Source organism: Micromonospora sp. NPDC007208 (genome assembly GCF_042869175.1).
In the GTDB taxonomy this organism is placed as follows: Bacteria; Actinomycetota; Actinomycetes; order Mycobacteriales; family Micromonosporaceae; genus Micromonospora; species Micromonospora foliorum.
Genome location: NZ_JBIAFG010000009.1, coordinates 157,131 through 175,964, shown reverse-complemented (window position 1 = coordinate 175,964; position 18,834 = coordinate 157,131). Strand labels below are relative to the sequence as shown.

Sequence of the window (18,834 nt, the reverse complement as noted above, 5' to 3'; positions counted from 1 at the left end):
TCGCTCACCTCTCCTGGGCCTGGGCGCCGAGCTCGAGCGAGTGCCAGCCCGGGGTCATCGAAAGCTCCTGTTGATGCGGCTGACCGGTGCGGTCACGCCAGTTCAGCTCGACCCGTACCGGGCCGGTCACGTTCTTGCCGAGTCCGATGTGGACCTCGTTGCTGCGCTTGCCGGAGTGGCCGCTGCCGCCGTCGACACGGCCGAGCAGCACCCGACCGTCCGCGGTCGTGACCTTGACCTGGGCGCCGACGACTGGCGAACCAGCGGTGCCGGTCGCGGCCGTCGCGCCGGCCGGGGCAGGGTGGGTCAGGCGGAGGCCGAGGAAGGCGCCGGGGTTCGGGCTCTGGTTGTGGTAGAAGACCGGTTCGTCCCACTGCCGGGCGACCGCGAAGTCGAGGCGTCCGTCGCCGTCGGCGTCGCCGGTCGCGATGCCGCGGGTCGGCACCGGTGCGTCGAGGCCCAACCGCGGCGCGATGTCCAGGTAGCGGCCACTGTCGGACTTGACGAAGAAGTGCAACCGCTGGCTGCCGCCGATGTCGTCGCCGGGGCGCACGTGCGGCCACCAGGTGGTGTTGCTGAGCAGGTTGTCGTTGGACATCGCAAGTTCCTGCAACTGCGGCCACCTGTTGACCTCGCCCTTGACGAAGCCGGTCGTCTGCGCCACGACCAGGTCGCCGCTGTTGTTGAAGTCCGCCATCTTCACGTCCCAGCCCCAGCCGGACCAGGCGAGCCCGAGCGGCGCGCTCTCGTCCTTGAACGGGGCGGTGCCGTCGTCGAGGTGGGTGCGGAGGTCCTTCTGGTCCTTTGCGGAATTGACGAAGGCGAAGTGGCTCTCCTCCAGGCCGAAGGTGGTGGCGATGTTGCTGACGTACATGTCGTAGAGGCCATCGCCGTCCAGGTCGCCGAAGTCGACGCCCATGCCCTTGAACGAATCGGCGCCCACCCGCTTCGACTTGGGGACGAGCGGGTCACGGACCGCCTTGACCGGAGCGAACTCGATCTTGCCGGGGGTCGACCTGTTGTAGAGCATCCGGTCGGGGCCGAAGTCGTGGGCCACGTAGAGCTCCGGCAGGAGGTCCCCGTCGACGTCGTTGGCGGCCGCAGCGAGGGCCCAGCCCTTCGACACGGCGCGCGGAAGAACGTCGCTGACCAGTTCGAAGGTCGCCGTCGGCTCGGTGCCGGCGGTGGCGCCGGTGCACCGGAAGAAGTAGTCCTCGCCGCCGTTGAACGCCTGCGACATCGAGTGGTTCATCGCGACACCGTCCTTCTTGGTGTCGTCCAGGACCGGGCCGTGCGGGAAGTAGTTGCCGACAAAGATGTCGACGTGGCCGTCACCGTCGAAGTCGTCGACCGCGACGGTGTTGGTGTTCCACTGCGGGCCGTCGTAGCGGTCACCGGGCGACTGGGGCAACACCTCGACAGGTCGGAAGGTGTTCATCGTCAGGCCGACCGCGCCGGCCTTGGCGAGGTAGAGGATCGGCGTACGTCCCCAGAGGTAGACCAGCACGTCGGTGCGGCCGTCCTCGTTGAAGTCGCCGGGGACGCACCCCATCGGCGCCATCGTGTCGCTCATCGGCAGCGGTGCCGGGTTGAGCGCGAACGGCGCGTAGCGGGGAGTGCCGGGGCCGGGCACCGGGGTGACCACCACCTGGTCGATACGGGGATCGGTGATGCACAGGTCGTTGGGCAGCCCGTCCCCGTCGAGATCGTTCATCGCGACGCCCGAGCCGACGGACGAGATCCACGCGTTGATGTCCTGGTACTTCTGGTTGACCTTGCGGACGGTCTGCTGCGGGTAGCCCCCCGGCATCGCGATCGAGGCCGGCTGGAACGCGAACCCGCTCGCTGTCTGCGCCAGCTCGGATGCGGAGGCGGAGGGCAACCGCCCCAGTTGGAAGAGCAGGGCGACCAGGGCCAGCGCCACGATTGCGGGTAGCCGCCGATGCAGCCATGAACCCTTCTGCGACATCTACTTGACCTCCGATTGTGACGGACGGGTACGGGGCCGGGAATCCCATTACCATCGGTTTGGTAATGGCATTTCACCGATACCTGGATGGCTCCACGGAACGGGCATCAGCACCGATAGCCGTGAGCGCGAGTTTCCAGTTCCGACCCCTTCGAACAGGGAGTTTGGCGACGGCCTATCACCACACATCCCGACTCACCGATTTCGGTGAGCGCGCTGGATAGAGCGTCGCAGGGGCCTTTAACGATGTCTTCTTCGTCTGTGCTGCGGGCTTCTTCGTTCGTGCGGTGCGCTCAATACCCGGACATACGCAGATATTTTTTGGGCACCGGCCCGGGTGATAATTGTGTTTTCCGGCCGACTACGGAAGGTGTCGGCTGCCGACCGTCAGCGCGGTGGCGAAGCTGGCCCAGGCGACCGTCTCGACCAGCACGGCGTCGCCCTCGTGCCAGGCGCGGAACTCCGCGACGGTCTCCTCGTCGACCTGATACGACGCGAAGGCCGCCAGCAGGGCGAGCCGACCCGCGGACCGGTCGGGCTCCGGCAGGTCGGCGATCGCCCGCTCGCACCACTCGCGACTCAGGCCGGTGTCGGCGCCCTGCCAGGTGTCGAGGTGCGCGGCGACGAGCGCGCGCACCCGCGGCGGGACCGACCGTTCCCCGGCAGCGGTGAAGGCCGCGTTGGCGCGGGCTACCGCATCCGCCACCGCCGGGTTGCCCAGGGCCCAGCCCGCCTCCGGCGGCAGGTCGGCCGCGGGTAGCAGGGACAGTGAGCGACCGACCGGGTGCTCCTCGAGCAGGATGTCGTGCAGCAACCGGCTGACGCCGCGCTTCATCCTCCGCTTGGCCCGGGAGCCGAGCTGCGGTGGCAGCAGAAAACTCGACAGGAAGACGTTGACCATGCGGCTCAGGTAGTGGAACGCCACCACGACGCCCACCAACTCGGCGCGTTCCGCCGGGGTGAGCGTCAGGTCGAACGCCGGGAAAGCCGCCGGCTGGTGGGCGACCCGCGCCCAGCCGGCGAGCGTACGCACCCGCGGATCCACGATGTCCTCGACCCGGTCGGCGACGATCGCCTCGGCGTCGTGCTCGGTCGACAGGTCGTACATCCCGGTGCTGTGCATGTCGACGCAGTAGGGGCAGATGTTGGCCACCGACACCGCCGACGCCACCGCCTCCTTGGCCAGCCGGTCGACGGCGCCACCGGTCATCAGCGGCTCGCGCATCAGCATCCAGTAGGCGGCGAGTGTCCGGGGGGCCGGCGAGTGCAGCAGCAGCGGCGGTACGACCAGGCGCATCTCGTCGGTGGCCTGCCGGTAGACCTCGGCCACCAGACCGTCGGCTGCGGTTGGTGCGACAGGCGTCACGTACTTGACCTGGCGCTGAACGACCGACGAGACAACGCGGGCGGCGACCATGGTTACCTCCGTTGGGGGTGTGGACGTCGCACTAGCATCACGCCGGTGACGCCGCCGACCCCACTCCGAGCGTGCCGACCCGCAGCGCCGCCTTCATCGCCGCCCAGGAGGTGACCTCGATCAGCTCGCGGTCGCCAACTCCCGTCGCCCGCAGCGCGTCGAAGTCGGCGTCGATCGACTGGTAGGGGCCGAACGCCGCCAGCAGGGCCAACCGGCCGGCGGGTTGGTCGGCCGGCGCGAGCGCCGAGACCGCCTCGCTCAACCAGCCGCGGTTGGCCCCGGGAGGCCGCCCGTCCCAGGCGTCCAGCCGATCGGTGACCAGCGACCGCACCGGTCCGGGTACCGAACGCAGGCCCGCGCGGTCGAAGGCGGCGGCGGCCCGCGCGAACGCGTCGCCGATGCTCGGGCTGCCGGCGGCCCACTCCGGCACCGCTGTCGCCGGCGCGGCTGGGAGCAGCGCCAGCGCCGCCCCTGGCTCGGGCCCGCTGCCGCGCAGATCCATCAACTTCCCGAACACTCTCCGGACCGTCGTCCGTGCGGCGCCGGGCAGCCGCGGCGGGAACGGCGACTCGGGGAGGAACAGGTTGACCATGCGGTTGATGTAGTGGAACACCACCGCCACGCCCAGCACCTCGGGGACTGCCGCGGCCGGCACCGGGACCGCCGCGGCGACGTGCCCGCTGTCGCGTGCCCAGCTCGCGACCGCCCGCAGGCCGGGATCGGCGAGCTGGTGGAGGTTGCCCGAGGCGATCTGCGCCGACTCCCGCCCGCGAGCCAGGCCGTGCATCGTCGAGCTGTGCACGTCGACGCAGTAGGGGCAGGCGTTGCCGATGGACACGGCGGTCGCCACCGCCTCCTTCGTTCCCCGGTCGACGGCACCCCTGGCGACAAGCGTCTCGCGCAGGATCATCCAGCACGCGGCGAGTGGCTCGGGAGCCGGTGAGTGCAGGGCAACCGGCGGGGCGAGCATTCCGAAGTCGCGTTCGACCTGCTCGTACACCGTGGCCACCAGTCCCTCGGCCACGGCGATCGGCACCGGCGTGACGTGCCGTACCGTCCCCGCGGCCCGGCGGGTGCCTCGAATCATGATCATGCCCACGACGCTCTCCCTTCGACCGCAAGCCCAAGGATGTCGATGCCGACGGGTCGGTGCCGTCTCCGAACTTGCGGTATCGGGTGGATCCGCACGAACAGCTTGTGGTGGCCACAAAAATGCGGCCGGCTCGCCCGGGCCCGGGTCGGGCACGAGAGCACGTTCAAAGAAGTCCTTCCGTCACCCATTGACTACCGTAAGCGCCGGGCCACGCTCACTGACGAATGGAGTGTCCATGTCCGCTGTTGCGGCCCCACCGAGGTCGGGCTTCCTCGCGTCCCTCAACGGCCGGCACCACCGCGCCGCCCTGAACACCTTCATGGTGATCGTGATCGCGCACTGGGCGGAACACCTCGTGCAGGCGTACCAGATCTTCGTGCTCGACATGCCCAGACCCGCGTCGCGTGGCGTGCTCGGACAGTTCTGGCCGTGGCTGGTCACCTCGGAGTACCTGCACTACGGCTACGCCATCGTGATGCTCGTCGGCCTCTTCCTGCTCCGGCCGGGCTTCGTCGGTCGGGCCCGCACCTGGTGGACGATCGCTCTCGCCATCCAGTTCTGGCACCACATCGAGCACCTGCTGCTCCTCATCCAGGTGCAGGCCGGCTTCAATCTCTTCGGCGCCGCGGTGCCGACCAGCGTCCTGCAGCTCGTCATGCCCCGCGTCGAGTTGCACCTGTTCTACAACTCGATCGTCTTCATCCCGATGCTGGTCGCGGTCTACTACCACCTGCGGCCGAGCCGGGTCGAAGCCGAGGCGATGCGGTGCAGCTGCGCGCCGCGTCCCCTAGCGTCGCTGGCCTGACGTGTTCCGTCGAGGTGGGGCGCTGCTGCTCTTCGTCCTCCTGCTTTCGAGCGTCGCGTCGTCGGCCTCCGCCGACGGCGGTCTGATCACCAGCGACCCTGCCGCGGGTGCCGCCGTTTCGGCGGCGCCCGCGGCCGTCGCGCTCACGTTCTCCGACGCGCCGGACCTGGCGCTCTCCCACGTCGCCGTGCTCGACGACGCGGGCAACCCGATCCAGTCGGGCGACGCGCGACAGGGCCCGGAGCGCACGGTGACCGTGCCGATCACCGTCGCCCGGCCGGGCAACCTGACGGTCGCCTTCCACATGGCGCTTGCCAACGGGGGCGAGGCCACCGGAAGCCTGCGGTTCAGCGTGGGCACCGGGGTGGCGCCTCCGGCGCCGTCCGAGGTCGTCCGGCAGGCCACCGCCGACGCGCTCGCCGCGCACCAACACTCGATCGACCCGATGAGCGCCTTCCTGCTCTTCGTCGACGGGCTGGCCGTGGTGGTCGTGCTGGCACTGCTGTACCTCCGCCGGCCCTACCGGGCCGCGTCCGACGCGCCCGACCAGCGTCCGTGATTTTTCCGGCAGCACCGGCGACCAGCCCACCGGGCCGCCGGCTGACCGTGGCCCGCGGTAGGTGAGCTGCGGGGGCTGTCCATCACAAGCAGAAGGGGCCCCGCCGGACGGCGGGGCCCCGTGCCGCAGGTCAGCTGCCGAAGTTGGCGACCATGGCCGCGGCGATGCGCTCGCGCCAGACCGCGAACGCCGGGATCTGCCCGTCAGCGGGAAGGTCGACAAGCGCCTCGTCGGTGACCTTCGATGCGCTGGCCGGCGACATGCCGCAGAGCAGCTCGGTCGCCAGCTCGGTGTGCGGCTGAACGAGGTCGGCCTTGACCCGGGACGCCGCCGCGAAGGCGACGCCCTGCATGAGCTGCGGGCGGTACGGGCCGGCCAGGTCCCGCAACCGGCGCAGTTCGGTGTCCGACGCGCCGCCCGCGTACGCCGCGGCGAGGCCGGTGCCCGCCCACAGGTCGGGTCGCCTCGCCTCCGGGAAGCGGTTGAGCAGGCCGGCCACCGTCTCGGGGTCGGTGCCGCCGACGAACCACGACGCCCGGCCGATGCCCTGGTCGATGGCGTTGTTGGCGTAGGGGTGGCCCGGCCACGGGAAGCGTTCGTCGCGGAACTGCTGGTGCACGTAGCGTTTGGTGACGAAGTAGGCCTGGTGGAACCCGTAGCCGTCGAGGACCAGCCAGCGCAGCAGCGGGTCCGGGGCGTGCAGGGTGGACCAGCGGAAACGGGGAAGCCGGGCCATCGCCCAGCCCACCCCGACGTAGACCATGTAGACGTGGTGTCGGGCCCGCCCGTCGAGGAAGTCGGCGACGTGCCGGGTCCCGCCGCCGGGCAACCCGTCGCGCATCGCCAGGGCCATCGCGGCGCCCTCGTAGGCGAAGCCGCGATAGCCGGTCGGCACCTGTTCAAGCGACGGCTCGGCATCCGTGGGCCGCTTCGCCTCGGCCGCGAACGCGTACCCGGCGAGGAATGTGCGGCCGACGGTCTCCAACCGCTCCCGCCCGGCGGCGGACTTCACGTGGAAGCCGCGGACGTCCATCCTGGTGGCCGCGACGTTGGGGGTCAGCACCCTGCGTCGCAGGCTGCGCCAAACGCTCATCGAACCCTCCTGTCCTCATCGTGAATGGCGGCGAGGCGGGCCCGGATCCGGTGGCGCCACACCTCGTAGTCGGGTTCCTCTTTGTCGGCGAAGCCCACGGCCGCGACCTCGTCGGCCAACAGCGCGGCCTTCTCGGCGGGCAGGCCGGCGAGGATGGTGACACCCGCCTCGCTGTGTTCGGGCAGGTAGCCCGCGAAGGTACGCGCCTTTGCGGCGAAGACCGAGCCCTGCCCGAGGTGGTCGCGGTGCGCACCGGCGGCGGTGCGGAGGTGCCGCAGCCCCTCGGGTGTGGTGCCGCCGGCGAACGTCGCGGCCAGACCGACTCCGCTCCACAGGTCGGCCTGCCGCTCGGGGGCGAACCGTTCGACGGCCGCCGTGACGTCGGCGGGTTCGCCGCCGTGAATGAACCACAGCGCGCGACCAATTCCCTGGTCGACGGCGCGTGGGAAGTAGTCGGCGCGGCCGAGCCACGGGTACGGCGGCAGCCTGCGCTGCTGCCCCACCCACCGGTCGGTCTCGAAGTAGGCACGGTCGAAGCCGTAGCCGTCGACAGCCAACCAGCTCATGGTCGGGTAGTAGGGGGTGCCGGTCAGGTCCGGCAGCACGTTCTTCCACAGTGGACGGGGCAGCCGAGCCATCGCGAAGCCGATCCCGATGTAGGTCAGGAAGGTGTGCGGCAGGCCGGGGCCGCTCAGCAGGTCCCGGGCCTGGTGGCGCCGCCCGCCCGGCATGGCGTCGCGGACCGTCAGTGCCATGGTGGCGCCCTCGTAGGCGAAGCCGCGCTGCTCCTGGTCGACCAGTTCCAGTCGTCGCTCCAGTTCCCACTGGTCACGCGCCTCGATACCCCACTCGAAGCCGCAGATCACCGCCTGCGGGATCGCCTCCAGACGTTCGGTTGTCGGGCTCGGTCTGACCGGGAAGCCCCGGCCTTCGAACGTGACGTCGGCCAGCGACGGCGTCAGCGCCATCCGGCGGATCGCACCCAGCATCGGCATGTCGCTCGTACCTCCCAAGGTTTGTTCCATCGTGCGCGCGGGTGCTCGGGCGGTTCGTCTTCAGGCGTGCGCGGTCGACCGACGGCACGACGGAAGAACGGCACGGATGGCGACGGGAACACAATGTCCGCAGCGATGAATCTGCGGCCTGGAGGCATTTCGTGGAAGTTCCAGACAAGACCATCACGATCGAGGCTTTTGCCGACACGATCATTCCAGGAGAGAAACGCTGGCCGGACGATCGGGCGATCGCGGGCGCCGCAACCGGCGCCGGCGCGGTAGCGGCCGGCGCGCTCGCACTACTGGAGCTGCCCGCCGGCGGTCTGGCCGAAGCGCTCGATTCCCTCGTGGTGACCCTGAACGAGCACGCCGACGATTACGCGCGCGAAACCGGGCTCAGCCTGGATGCGTCGGTGCCGTCGTTCGTGGCGCTGTCCTTCGACCACCGCACCGCGCTGGTGCGCATCCTTACCGACCCCGGCCATCCTGAGAAGCAGATGTGGGTGAGCCTTGCCCTCTTCTGCAACATGGCCTTTGACAGCGCGGCACACATGAGCACCCCGACGGCCTTCGCGACCGGCCATCCGGGGCTTCTCACGATCGGCTATTCCCAACCGAACGCCGACGGCATCTACCGGTTTCCAGAGTTCAGCTACGGACGGCAACTCGCCGACCACCATCCACAAACGACAGCGACGGGGAGCCCCGCATGAGCGCGACGGAATCGACCGACATCCTCGTCATCGGCAGCGGGTTCGGCGGCGCGATCGCGGCCTATCACCTCGCCGCCGGTGGCGCCCGGGTGGTGGTGTTGGAGCGCGGGCCCTGGCTGCGAGCGGACGAGTTCGACCATGACTTCGAACTCGGTAAGTCGTACACCCGGATCTTCGACTTCGTCGTGGGCGACGGCATGAGCATCCTGGGCGGCAACTGCGTGGGTGGCGGCAGCGTGGTCTACTTCGCGACGATGCCACGGGCGCCCCGGTTCGTCTTCGAGCGGCAGGGCAGCATCGGCCGCCGGATGTGGCCGGCGGCGATCAACCGCGACACGCTCGACCCGTGGTACGACCGGGTGGCGGAGGCGCTGCCGATCACCCAACAGACCTGGGACCGCATCCCCTATGCCGGCGGGCTCTGGGGGGCGGCGTGCCGGCACGCCGGACGGACCGCCAACCCGGCGCCGGCGGCGATCGACGTGGACCTCTGCACGAACTGCAACTGGATGATGGCCGGCTGCCGGTTCGACGCCAAGCGCTCGCTGTTGCTCAACTATCTACCGGCGGCTCTCGACCACGGTGCCGAAATCCGCCCGCTGCACGAGGTGCAGCATCTGTCCCGGACACCCGACGGTGGATATCGGGTGCATTACCGGGTTGTTGACGGCGAGGACTACAGAATTCTGCACGAATCCGGCGAGATCGACGCGAAGATTGTCGTCGTCGCCGCCGGATCCGGCGCCACTCCAGTCATTCTGCAACGTTCGGAGCCACACCTCGGGAAAATGCCACACGCAGTTGGCCGGTATTTCTCGGGTAACGGCGAAAGGCTGAATACGGCTATTTTCGATGAAGAAAAGGTACGCGACGTGCTCGGCCTGAGCCGATCCGACGGACGCGCGTACTCGGCTTATCAGATCGGACGCGGCCCCACGGTCGCTTCCTGGGACAAGCTCGACGGCTCACTTCCCGAATACGAGCGCTTCTCCCTGGAGCAGCTCTACTTCCCGCCCGGGCTCGGCACCATTCTGGCGCAGGTTCCGGGCGCGACCGGGCCGAGTTGGTTCGGCCTGGAGAAGAAGGAGATGCTGCGCCAGTGGCAGTCGTGGTTGACGATCTTCACGATGTCGGAGGACGACAACGAGGGCGTCTTCGGGCCACCACCGGAAACCGGCAACGCGCATCGGCTGTCGCAGCAGATGCTCGGGGTGGGCCCGCTGCGCTACGAGCCGACCAAGAACACCTGGCGCGGGTGGTCGCTGTCCGACGCCGAGGTCAAGGACATTCTCGAACGGGACGGACTGGCCCGGGTCGCTCCCTGGACCAACGACCTGGTCGGCGCGTACACCGTGCATCCGCTCGCCTCCTGCCGCATCGGCGACGACCCGGCGACCTCGGCCCTCGACGACCGACACGAACTGCGCGACCACCCGGGCATCTTCGTCACCGACGGCTCGGCGGTGCCCGGCGCCCTCACCGTCAACCCGGCCCTGACGATCGCGGCGCTGGCCGAGCGGGCGATGCCGGGAATCGTCGCCGCGGCCCGCGCGCGAGGGGTTCCGGTCAGCTACAACGGCACGCTGCCCGCCCCAGCCACGGCGCCCGCCGTCGCCGCTCCCGCGGGTTGATGCTCCGGGCGAAGATTGACAACGCGGAAGATTGAACTTTACGCACCCTTTGAGCTATCTCAACTCCTGGACGTGTATTAGAGACTATCACTATCTACCACGGAGGCACCCCTACTCCACGATTGCGCTCCGTATCCAAGCAAATCTGCAGTGTTGCGGCCGAGGGCGGGATCGACTAACGTCGACATGGATCTCGGTGCATCACCAACCGGACACCGGCGGTGACCGAGAGGCGTATCTCAGATATTAATTTACGCCTTTGGTGAGACCGGCAAGCTGTTCTCACGAATTGCTGGGGAGGAATCGTGGGGGACGCGGTTGAGGAAGCAGCGAAGCGCGCAATTGAGGCAATGCGCGAGAACCTCAGCGAGCAAATCACCGTAAGCGACATGGCGCGAGCGGCGATGTTCAGCAAATTCCACTTCACTAGGATTTTCCAGCGCGCAACCGGAGTGTCGCCAGGTCGTTTCCTGTCGGCACTCCGGTTGCAACGCGCCAAGGATCTGCTCGTCTCGACGTCGCTCAACGTCGCGCACATCAGCGTGCGAGTCGGCTACAACAGTGTCGGGACGTTCAGCTCGCGTTTCAGCAAGAGCGTTGGAATGTCACCGACGGCGTACCGCAAGCTGGCCGGGTACGCCCCACACGTTCCCGTGGCGCCGACGCCGGCCGCGGGCACACCATCGACGGCCAGCATCCACGGCCAGGTGCACCCGTCCAGCCAGGCCAGCCCGGGTCTCGTGTTCGTCGGTCTCTTCCCGGACCGCATACCCGAGGGCCGGCCGATCCGATGCACCATCCTGTCCGGTCCCGGGTTGTTCCACTTCACCGGCGTGCCGCCGGGCACCTGGTACCTGCTGGCCCAGTCGGTCACCGGCGATCCCACAGAGATCGCCGCCGACCCGCACAGCCGTCCCATCTCCGTCGCCACCCACGGGCCACTCACCATCGCCCACGACACCGTGCTCACGGTGGATGTCAATCTCCAGCCCGTAACGGCCCTGGACCCTCCGGTCCTGCTCGCTCTCCTCGACGCACGCAAGGTGGCGCTCAGCGTCGTCGCCGCCCAGGAGAAGGCTCGGGCCGCCACCATCCTCTCCGCACGCTTTCCGGCCCGGTCGGTCGACCGTCCGGCCGCCTGACCGAAGTCACCCACCCGTGCCCGTGCCCCGTTCCGGTGTGCACGGGCACGCGGTCGTGATTCAACGACACCGGCTCATCGAAGAGTGGTCGACATGACGGGTCTACCTGGGGGAACCGATGCGCATTTCCTATCTGAGCAAGGAGACGGGCCTACCCGTCGCCACAATCAAGTACTACCTCCGGGAGCGGCTCCTTCCCCCTGGTAGACCCACCGGTCGCAACCAGGCCGACTACGACGACCGTCACCTGCGCCGCCTGCAACTCATCCGTGCGCTGACCCACGTCGGGAAGCTCGACCTGTCGACCGTCCGGCAACTGCTCGCGAGCATCGAGGACCGCCAGCTTCCCCTGGCCGGGCTCTATGAGGTGGTGCACTCACTCAGCGGCGAAGCCGCCAATCTGTCCGACGCCACCGCCGACGTCGACCAGTTCATCGACGAGCTGGGCTGGGCGGTGCACCCCGACGCGGCCGGCCGCGCCCAGCTCGCGCAGGTCGTCGCCGCGCTGCGCCGGCTCGGCTGCGACTGCAGCATCCAGTTCTTCGCACCGTACGCGGCGATGGCCGAGCAGCTCGTGGAACAGGAGATGGCCCTGCTGCCCGCCGACGACGCGGACGTCGATCGGGCGGCCGCGGTGGTTCGAGCGGTGCTGCTGGAGGTCGCCCTGACCGCGGTGCACCGGATGGCGCGCGAGCACTACGTATACCAGTGGCTCGGCAAGGGCTCATCCGAGCGCCCCGCTCGCGCGGAGGCGGCCGCCGACAGGGCGTGAGCCACCGCGACCAGGGCGTGAGCCACCGCGGCGTGCGGTGCGCAGCCCCGGCGAGGGCTGACCGGGTGGAGCAGGGTGGTTGTCTTCGTCCACGACGATGCCAGAGATCACGCGACGGTGCCCGGTCACGGGCTGTCCTCCTGTCGAAGTCCCCGATCGGATTCAACTGTGGTTGTCGTGGCCATCCGAGCATGCCGCTGACAGCGGTGCGCAGTCTTCTTTCAGAATGCCGAGTTGGATGCGACCAACGCGCATTCCAGGAGAACGGAACGGCCACTGCCAGCACTAGCCTCGGCAACGTCGGTATGCAACACCGACCGGCCTCTTCGCCACCATCCAAGAATCGAGGACCAGCGATGACCACCAGTTCCTCCGCGCCGTTGGTGACTGGCATCTCCGGCGCCGATCAAGCGGCCATAGCGGCGGTACCCGGCCGCCTGGTCAAAGCGTGGGCGGCTCAGGACGCGCAGGCGTTCGCGGACATCTTCGTCGACGACGGGTCGATGTTGCTACCGGGTGTCTACCGCCAGGGCAAGGACAACATTCGCGATTTCATGTCGACCGCGTTCGGCGGCCCCTTCAAGGGCACCCGGGTCACCGGCACGCCGGTGGAGATCAAGGCGCTGGCCCCGGGTGCGGTCGCGCTGATCACGGAGGGTGGTGTCATCCCGGCTGGCGAGACGACGCTGCCCGACCGGGCGGCGATCCGCGCGTCGTGGATTCTCGTCAACCACGACGGCGAGTGGCTGCTCGCCGTCTACCAGAACTGCCCGCGCGACCGCGTCGCCTGACCCGACCGGCTCCCCCGAACCGAACGACGCCGATGACTGCGAGAGTCATCGGCGTCGTTCTCGGCCTCGGGTCAGCCTCGGGGCGGATCGAACAGGGTGGGGAACTTCGCGGTCAGAGCCAGGTCGCCCTTGGTCTTGAGGCGACCGCGCATCACCAGCGCCACCGCGTGCGAGTTGCCCGTGACGAGGTTGAGGAAGTCGACCCCACCCAGCGAGAGCGTGAGATCGGGGTGTCGACCATTGCCCGGTGTGCTGACGCAGGCGCCGTCGGCGATGACCATCTCGTAGACGTCGACGCCGCCGTCGGGCCGGTCGCCGATCCGCCAGTGGATCACGGCGGTGAGCGCGCCGGCACGATCGGCGCGGAAGACCTGGGGCATGTTGGTGAAGATCTCGTCGATGACGTCCGTCCGCCGCGGGCCGTGCATCAGCCGGCGCAGCTCGCCGTTGGGGGTCTGCTTGACGAACACCGCGAGCTCGCGCGGGCTCATCGTGGTGGGGTCGCTCATAGGGATTAGGTTGGCCGATCGGCCACCGGACGGACATCTCCGAGAGTGCGTTCAGTGGCGGATCCGCGCAGGTCGCGCACGTAGCGAGACGACGACGCGGGGCTCACCGTCCAATGATTGATCCGACCTGCTCCACAGGCGCGCACCGCGCACCAGCCGTCCGGCCGCGGGAACACCGGTGTCCCCTTCCGCGGCACGACACGAGCCCTGTAGCGGAAGGAAGAACCACATGTCAGCACAGCCCGATGTGTTCGCCGATCTGGTCAGCGAGGGCGACGCGTTCGACGCGCTGATCGCCGACCTGGACGACGCCGGTTGGCGCACCGAGACGCCCGCCGTCGGCTGGACGGTCGCCCACCAGGTGGCCCACCTCTCTGCGGTGTTTCGCCTGGCGGGGCTCTCGGCGTCCGACCCGGACACGTTCAGCCGGTTCCTGTCCTCCATGAGCGGCAGCTTCGAGTCCAACGTCGCCGCCGCGATGGCCCCGTACCTCGCCGCCCCACCGCCGGCGCTGTTCGCCAAGTGGCAGGAGGAGCGGTCGACCGCGGAGAAGGCGTTGGCGGCGCACACGCCGACCGACATCGTGCCGTGGCTGGTCCGTCCGATGCCGGCCGCCATCCTGGCGGGCGCCGGCATGATGGAGCTGTTCGGTCACGGGCAGGACGTCGCCGACGCACTCGGCGTCGAGCGCCGGCACACCGACCGGATCCGGCACCTGTGCGGGTTCGCCGCACGTACCTGGGACTTCGGTTACCTGGCCCGTGAGGAGGAGGTTCCGGACGTGGAGTTCGGCTACACCCTCACCGCCCCGTCCGGCGCCACGTGGACGTTCGGGCCGCCGGATGCGGACCAGCGGATCAGCGGGCCAGCGGTCGACTTCTGTCTGCTTGTGACCCGCCGGCGACACCGCGACGACCTGCGGCTGAGCGCGGTCGGCCCGGACGCCGAGCACTGGCTGGACATCGCGCAGGCGTACCGGGGTCCGGCCGGATCGGGCCGCCAGCCAGGCCAGTTCGCCGCCGCGACGCGCTGACAACGGGGGTACGACGATGACGGCACCGACCCTGCGGGCCATCCGGGGCGCGATCCAGGTCGACCGGGACAGTCCGGACGTGGTCGGGGCCGGTACGCGGCTCCTGCTCGACGAGGTCGTCCGGCGCAACGAACTGGCGCCGGACGACCTCGTCAGCATCCTGTTCACCGCCACACCCGACCTGGTGAGCTGTTTCCCGGCGGTCGCCGCGCGGCAGCTCGGCCTGCACGACGTACCCCTGTTGTGCGCCGCCGAGATCGACGTGCCCGGCGCGCTGCCCCGGGTCGTGCGGATGCTGGCCCACGTGCTGACCGCACGGCCGCGAGCGGCCGTGCGGCACGTCTATCTCGGGGGCGCCGAGGTGCTGCGCCCCGATCTGTCAGCGATGCAGCTCGCCGGCGTTCACGTCGAGACACTGCCCGGTGATGGCGCTGGCCAGGTCTGACGCGAGGAAGACGACGGCGTTGGCCACCTCGTCCGCCTCGGGCAGGCGACGCAGGTCGAGGCTCGCCGCCGTCTCGTCGTAGACCTGCTTCTCGGTGATGCCGCGCTCCTGGGCCAGGTAGGCGAAGTAGCCGCGGAGCCCGTCGGACCAGACGTAGTTGGGCATCACCGTGTTCACCCGCACGCCTGATGGGCCCAGCTCGGTCGAGAGGCTCTGCGCCAGCGCGAGCAGACCGGACTTCGACATCCGGTAGGCGCCGAACGTCGGCTTCGACTGCCGTACCACCATCGCATTGATCATGACGATGGCGCCGTTGTGCTCGGTCAGCGTCGGGGCCAGCCGTTGGGTGATCCGTAGCGCCCCGAACACGTCGGTCTCCAGGCTCGCCCGTACGGCGTCGACGTCGATCGCGGTGAGTTCGGCGAAGGCCGGCACCGCGAACGCGTTGTACACCAACACGTCCACCCGCCCGAACGCCTCGAGCGCCGAGTCGGCCAGGGCGGCGACCGCCGCGTCGTCGGTCAGGTCGGTCGGCGCCGCGAGCGCCCGCCGGCCGAGCTGTTCGACCTCCTTGGCGACCTCGGCGAGGACCGACTCGTTACGTGCGGCCAGTACGACGTCGGCACCGGCCCGGGCACAGCCGAGCGCGATCGCCCGTCCGAGCCCCGGCCCCACACCGGCGACCACGGCGACTTTGTCCTGCAACATCAGCGCTCCTCACGTCGTGGAGAGATCGTTGCGCGCCCACCGCAGGTGGTCGAAGGACGCGAGGTCCGGCACGGTCCAGCCGTCGAGGTCGTACTCGCTCATGCACTCGTCGACGAACCGCTTGTAGCCGTCTATCTGCCCCGAGGCGAGTTGCGCGAAGTACATCTCCACCCGGGTGTTCTCGTGGTTGCCGGAGTAGTTGCGCTCGTAGAGCTCGTGCCGGCCGCCGAACTCGGTGCCGACCGCGTCCCACAGCAGCTTCATCAGCTTCACCCGCTCCACCGCGGTGCTGCCGTCCGAGCCCCGCATGTACTGGTCCAGGTATCCGCGGATCGCCGGGTTCTTGAAGTCGTCGGCGCTGGAGTTGAGGTAGATGAGCCCGCTGGCCACGTCCTGCATGATGATCTCGCGGACCCGGGGATAACCCACCTGCATGAACCACCGGTACGCCTGCCCGTACTCCGGGTTCGGCAGCACCGCCCCGTTCTTCCACGGCACGGGGTTACGGGCGGCGGCGTCGGACAGCGCCCAGAAGAGATTGCGCCAGGCCAGCACCTCACCCAGACGGCTCTGCACCCCCCGGAAGTCCTTCGTACCGGTCAGGTCCAACGCCTTGGCCAGCAAGCCGGCGATGAATTCGAGTTTCACCGCCAGCCGGGTCATGCCGTGGAACGTGAACCGCTCGGTGAACCCCGAGCGCCCGCCGAACATCTGCACCTTGCCAAGGTCGCCGTAGACGAACACGTTCTCCCACGGGATCTCGACCTTGTCCAGGATGAGCACCGTGTCGTTCTCGTCCAGCCGCGACGACAGTGGGTAGTCGAACGGGCTGCCCATCACCGCGGCCGTCGCGGCGTACGACGGCCGGCAGATCAGCTTCATCCCGCGGGCGCCCATCGGCACCGTGGCGATCAGCGCGAACTCCCGCCGTTTGACCGGCATCCCGTGGTGCGAGATGAAGTTGAAGTGGGTCAGCGCGGACCCGGTCGCGACGACCTTCGCGCCGCTGACGATCAGGCCGGAGTCGGTCTCCCGCTCGACGTGGACGAACACGTCGCGTACCTCGTCGGGCGGCCGGTTGCGGTCGACCGGGGGGTGCACGACCGCGTGGTTCCAGAACTGCACCTGCTCCTGGGAGCGGCGGTACCAGGTCCGGGCGTTGTCCGCGTACTCGCCGTAGAAGTCGGCGTTCGCGCCGAGGGTGCCGAGGAAGGAGGCCTTGTAGTCCGGGCTGCGCCCCATCCAGCCGTAGCTCATCCGGGCCCACGCCGCGATGGCCTGCTGGTCGGCGACCAGGTCCTCGGCGCTGTGCGGCGTGGTGAAGAACCGGTGGGTGAAGCCCGTGCCGCCGCTGTCCACCGGTGCGGTGAGCACCGGTGCGGTGGCCGGGTCGTGGAGCGAGTCGTAGAGCCGCGCGGTCATGCGTACCGCGTTGGCGAACGCCGGATGCGTCGTGACGTCCTTGACCCGGTCGCCGTAGAGGTAGATCTCGCGATCGTCACGCAGGCTTTCGATGTACTCCGCGCCGGTGTAGGGCCTGGTCACCGTAGGTCGCTCTGCTGAGCGCTCGCGGCCGCGGCGGCGAACTCGCCGCGGGACAGGGCGGCGGTGATGGTCTCCAGGTCGTCGGCCATGTAGCGGTCGCGGTCCAGCGTCGGCACCATCGACCGGACGTGGTCGTAGGTGGCCTTGGCGACCGGGCTCAGGTCGCCGTACCGCTTGGAGATGTCGACGGCCTGCGCCGCGGCCAGGTACTCCAGGGCCAGGATCGTGTCGTTGTTGCGCAGCACCCGGCGGGCGTTGCGGGTGGAGATCAGCCCCATGCTGACCACGTCCTGGTTGTCGCCGTTGGACGGGACGCTCTGCGTGCTCGCCGGCCCGATGGTGCGGTTCTCCGCGATCAGGGCGGTCGCCGGGTACTGGGCGCCGGCGAAGCCGCTGTTCAGGCCCGGATCACCGGTGACCAGGAACTCCGGCAGGCCATAGCTCAGGTGCCGGTTGAGCAGGCGGTTGGACTGCCGCTCGGAGAGCACCCCGAGCTGGGTCAGCGCGATCGTGAGGAAGTCCATGACGAACGCGACCGGCTGTCCGTGGAAGTTGGCGCCGTGGAAGATCTCCTCGCCCTCGAAGAAGAGCGGGTTGTCGTTCGCCGAGTTCAGCTCGATGCCGATCTTGTTGATGGCGTGGTAGAGCGTGTCCCGCACGGAGCCCAGGATCTGCGGGATGGCCCGCAGTGAGTACGCCTTCTGCAGGTAGACCTTCGTCCGCGTGACGTCCTTGCCGGACTCCTTACCGGCGGCCACCTCCTTGCGCAGCTCGCTGTGCTCCACTGTCGACAGACTGCCGCGCATCAGCGCCCGCAGGTGGGCCGCCGTGTCGATCTGCCCCTGATGCGGTCGCGCGATGTCGTGCCCCTCCGGCTGGAACGGGCTCATCGAGCCCCGCAGTGCCTCGATCACCAGGGCGGTGACGATCTCCGCCTGGCGTACCTGCGTCATGGCCCGGTCGGCCACGAGCGCGCCGACACCGGTCATCGCCGACGTGCCGTTGATCAGGGCGAGCCCCTCCTTGAAACGCAGCTCCAACGGCTCGATGCCGTGCTTGCGCAACACCTGACCGGTGGGCACCTTGCCGGTGCCGTCGAGCACGTAGCCCTCACCGATCACCGTGGACGCAATGTGCGACAGCGGCGCGAGGTCCCCGCTCGCGCCGAGCGAACCGATCTCCGGGATGGCCGGGGTGATGCCCAGGTTGAGGTAGAGCGCGAGCCGCTCCAGCAGCTCGGGGCGTACCGCGGAGTGGCCCTTGGCCAGCGCGTTGAGCCGAGCGGTCACGATCGCCCGAGACTCGTCCCGGGCGAACAGCGGGCCGACGCCGGCGCTGTGGCTGCGCACCAGGTTGGTCTGGAGTTCGACCTCCTTGGACGGGTCGACCAGCATGTAGATCATCTCGCCGTACCCGGTGGTCACCCCATACACCGGGATGTCCTGACGCACGATGTCCTCGAACATCGCGCGGCTCTTGCCCGCTCGTGCGAGCGCCGACGGCGACACCTCGCAGGCGGTGTCGTCCTCGGCGATCCGGCGAAGGCCCGGAATGTCGAGAGTGTCGCCGTCCAGCACGACAATGTTCTCGTTCGTTGTCACTGTCCTCACCTCA

General features: G+C 69.1%; 18 protein-coding genes. 9 read left to right on the top strand and 9 right to left on the bottom strand.

What is annotated here, in order from left to right:
• Positions 1 to 4 precede the first annotated feature (4 nt).
• The 3 genes from ACFYL6_RS19735 to ACFYL6_RS19725 form a co-directional block, all read right to left on the bottom strand.
• Positions 5 to 1,969, bottom strand: a complete 1,965-nt coding sequence (locus tag ACFYL6_RS19735; RefSeq protein WP_387172950.1) for a CRTAC1 family protein — start codon at positions 1,967 to 1,969, stop codon at positions 5 to 7.
• 361 nt (positions 1,970 to 2,330) lie between these two features.
• Positions 2,331 to 3,386: a carboxymuconolactone decarboxylase family protein gene (locus ACFYL6_RS19730; RefSeq protein ID WP_387172948.1), complete on the bottom strand. Its 1,056-nt coding sequence runs from the start codon at positions 3,384 to 3,386 to the stop codon at positions 2,331 to 2,333.
• Between the two features lie 37 nt (positions 3,387 to 3,423).
• Positions 3,424 to 4,479: a carboxymuconolactone decarboxylase family protein gene (locus ACFYL6_RS19725; protein ID WP_387172947.1), complete on the bottom strand. Its 1,056-nt coding sequence runs from the start codon at positions 4,477 to 4,479 to the stop codon at positions 3,424 to 3,426.
• Positions 4,480 to 4,714: 235 nt separating this feature from the next.
• Between ACFYL6_RS19725 and ACFYL6_RS19720 the strand changes: the two genes are divergently transcribed.
• Positions 4,715 to 5,284 carry a hypothetical protein gene (locus ACFYL6_RS19720; RefSeq protein WP_387172945.1) on the top strand — a complete coding sequence of 190 codons (570 nt, stop codon included), beginning with the start codon at positions 4,715 to 4,717 and terminating at the stop codon, positions 5,282 to 5,284.
• A 1-nt stretch (position 5,285) separates the two neighbouring features.
• On the top strand, positions 5,286 to 5,843 hold the full coding sequence (locus ACFYL6_RS19715) for a copper resistance protein CopC (RefSeq protein ID WP_387172943.1): 558 nt from the start codon (positions 5,286 to 5,288) through the stop codon (positions 5,841 to 5,843).
• Between the two features lie 130 nt (positions 5,844 to 5,973).
• On the opposite strand, the gene ACFYL6_RS19710 is transcribed toward ACFYL6_RS19715, so the two are convergent.
• Together ACFYL6_RS19710 and ACFYL6_RS19705 are read right to left on the bottom strand one after the other, a co-directional pair.
• Entirely contained in the window at positions 5,974 to 6,936 is a 963-nt protein-coding gene (locus ACFYL6_RS19710; RefSeq protein ID WP_387172941.1) for a DUF1702 family protein, read from the bottom strand.
• Positions 6,933 to 7,931 (bottom strand): DUF1702 family protein, encoded by a 999-nt coding sequence (locus ACFYL6_RS19705; protein ID WP_387172939.1) that lies wholly within the window; start codon positions 7,929 to 7,931, stop codon positions 6,933 to 6,935. The genes ACFYL6_RS19710 and ACFYL6_RS19705 overlap by 4 nt, the downstream gene beginning before the upstream one ends.
• Positions 7,932 to 8,113: 182 nt before the next feature.
• On the opposite strand from ACFYL6_RS19705, the gene ACFYL6_RS19700 reads away from it, so the two are divergent.
• The 5 genes from ACFYL6_RS19700 (at position 8,114) to ACFYL6_RS19680 (ending at position 12,980) form a co-directional block, all read left to right on the top strand.
• A complete protein-coding gene (locus tag ACFYL6_RS19700) occupies positions 8,114 to 8,644 on the top strand; it encodes a DUF5987 family protein (RefSeq protein WP_387173084.1) in 531 nt (176 codons plus the stop codon).
• A complete protein-coding gene (locus ACFYL6_RS19695) occupies positions 8,641 to 10,275 on the top strand; it encodes a GMC family oxidoreductase N-terminal domain-containing protein (RefSeq protein ID WP_387172937.1) in 1,635 nt (544 codons plus the stop codon). Before ACFYL6_RS19700 ends, ACFYL6_RS19695 begins: the two co-directional genes overlap by 4 nt.
• A gap of 350 nt (positions 10,276 to 10,625) precedes the next feature.
• On the top strand, positions 10,626 to 11,417 hold the full coding sequence (locus tag ACFYL6_RS19690; protein ID WP_274527817.1) for an AraC family transcriptional regulator: 792 nt from the start codon (positions 10,626 to 10,628) through the stop codon (positions 11,415 to 11,417).
• Between the two features lie 118 nt (positions 11,418 to 11,535).
• Positions 11,536 to 12,189, top strand: coding sequence for a MerR family transcriptional regulator (locus ACFYL6_RS19685; RefSeq protein ID WP_387172935.1), 654 nt, complete (start codon positions 11,536 to 11,538; stop codon positions 12,187 to 12,189).
• Positions 12,190 to 12,545: 356 nt separating this feature from the next.
• Positions 12,546 to 12,980 (top strand): SgcJ/EcaC family oxidoreductase, encoded by a 435-nt coding sequence (locus ACFYL6_RS19680; RefSeq protein WP_238660999.1) that lies wholly within the window; start codon positions 12,546 to 12,548, stop codon positions 12,978 to 12,980.
• A gap of 71 nt (positions 12,981 to 13,051) precedes the next feature.
• Here the strand turns inward: ACFYL6_RS19680 and ACFYL6_RS19675 are convergent, their stop codons facing one another.
• Positions 13,052 to 13,489, bottom strand: coding sequence for an SCP2 sterol-binding domain-containing protein (locus ACFYL6_RS19675; RefSeq protein WP_387172933.1), 438 nt, complete (start codon positions 13,487 to 13,489; stop codon positions 13,052 to 13,054).
• Between the two features lie 229 nt (positions 13,490 to 13,718).
• Here ACFYL6_RS19675 and ACFYL6_RS19670 point away from each other — a divergent pair, with 229 nt between their 5' ends.
• Positions 13,719 to 14,522: a TIGR03084 family metal-binding protein gene (locus tag ACFYL6_RS19670; protein WP_387172931.1), complete on the top strand. Its 804-nt coding sequence runs from the start codon at positions 13,719 to 13,721 to the stop codon at positions 14,520 to 14,522.
• Positions 14,523 to 14,538: 16 nt separating this feature from the next.
• Entirely contained in the window at positions 14,539 to 14,967 is a 429-nt protein-coding gene (aroH, locus tag ACFYL6_RS19665) for a chorismate mutase (RefSeq protein ID WP_238661001.1), read from the top strand.
• Here aroH and ACFYL6_RS19660 read toward each other — a convergent pair.
• The 3 genes from ACFYL6_RS19660 to cmdF are packed head-to-tail and all read right to left on the bottom strand — an operon-like array spanning position 14,902 to position 18,821.
• Positions 14,902 to 15,678: an SDR family oxidoreductase gene (locus tag ACFYL6_RS19660; protein ID WP_387173081.1), complete on the bottom strand. Its 777-nt coding sequence runs from the start codon at positions 15,676 to 15,678 to the stop codon at positions 14,902 to 14,904. The two genes, aroH and ACFYL6_RS19660, sit on opposite strands and share 66 nt — an antisense overlap.
• Positions 15,679 to 15,684: 6 nt before the next feature.
• Positions 15,685 to 17,220 (bottom strand): 4-hydroxyphenylacetate 3-hydroxylase family protein, encoded by a 1,536-nt coding sequence (locus ACFYL6_RS19655; protein WP_387172929.1) that lies wholly within the window; start codon positions 17,218 to 17,220, stop codon positions 15,685 to 15,687.
• Positions 17,217 to 18,821 (bottom strand): tyrosine 2,3-aminomutase, encoded by a 1,605-nt coding sequence (gene cmdF, locus ACFYL6_RS19650; protein WP_387172927.1) that lies wholly within the window; start codon positions 18,819 to 18,821, stop codon positions 17,217 to 17,219. The genes ACFYL6_RS19655 and cmdF overlap by 4 nt, the downstream gene beginning before the upstream one ends.
• Positions 18,822 to 18,834 lie beyond the last annotated feature (13 nt).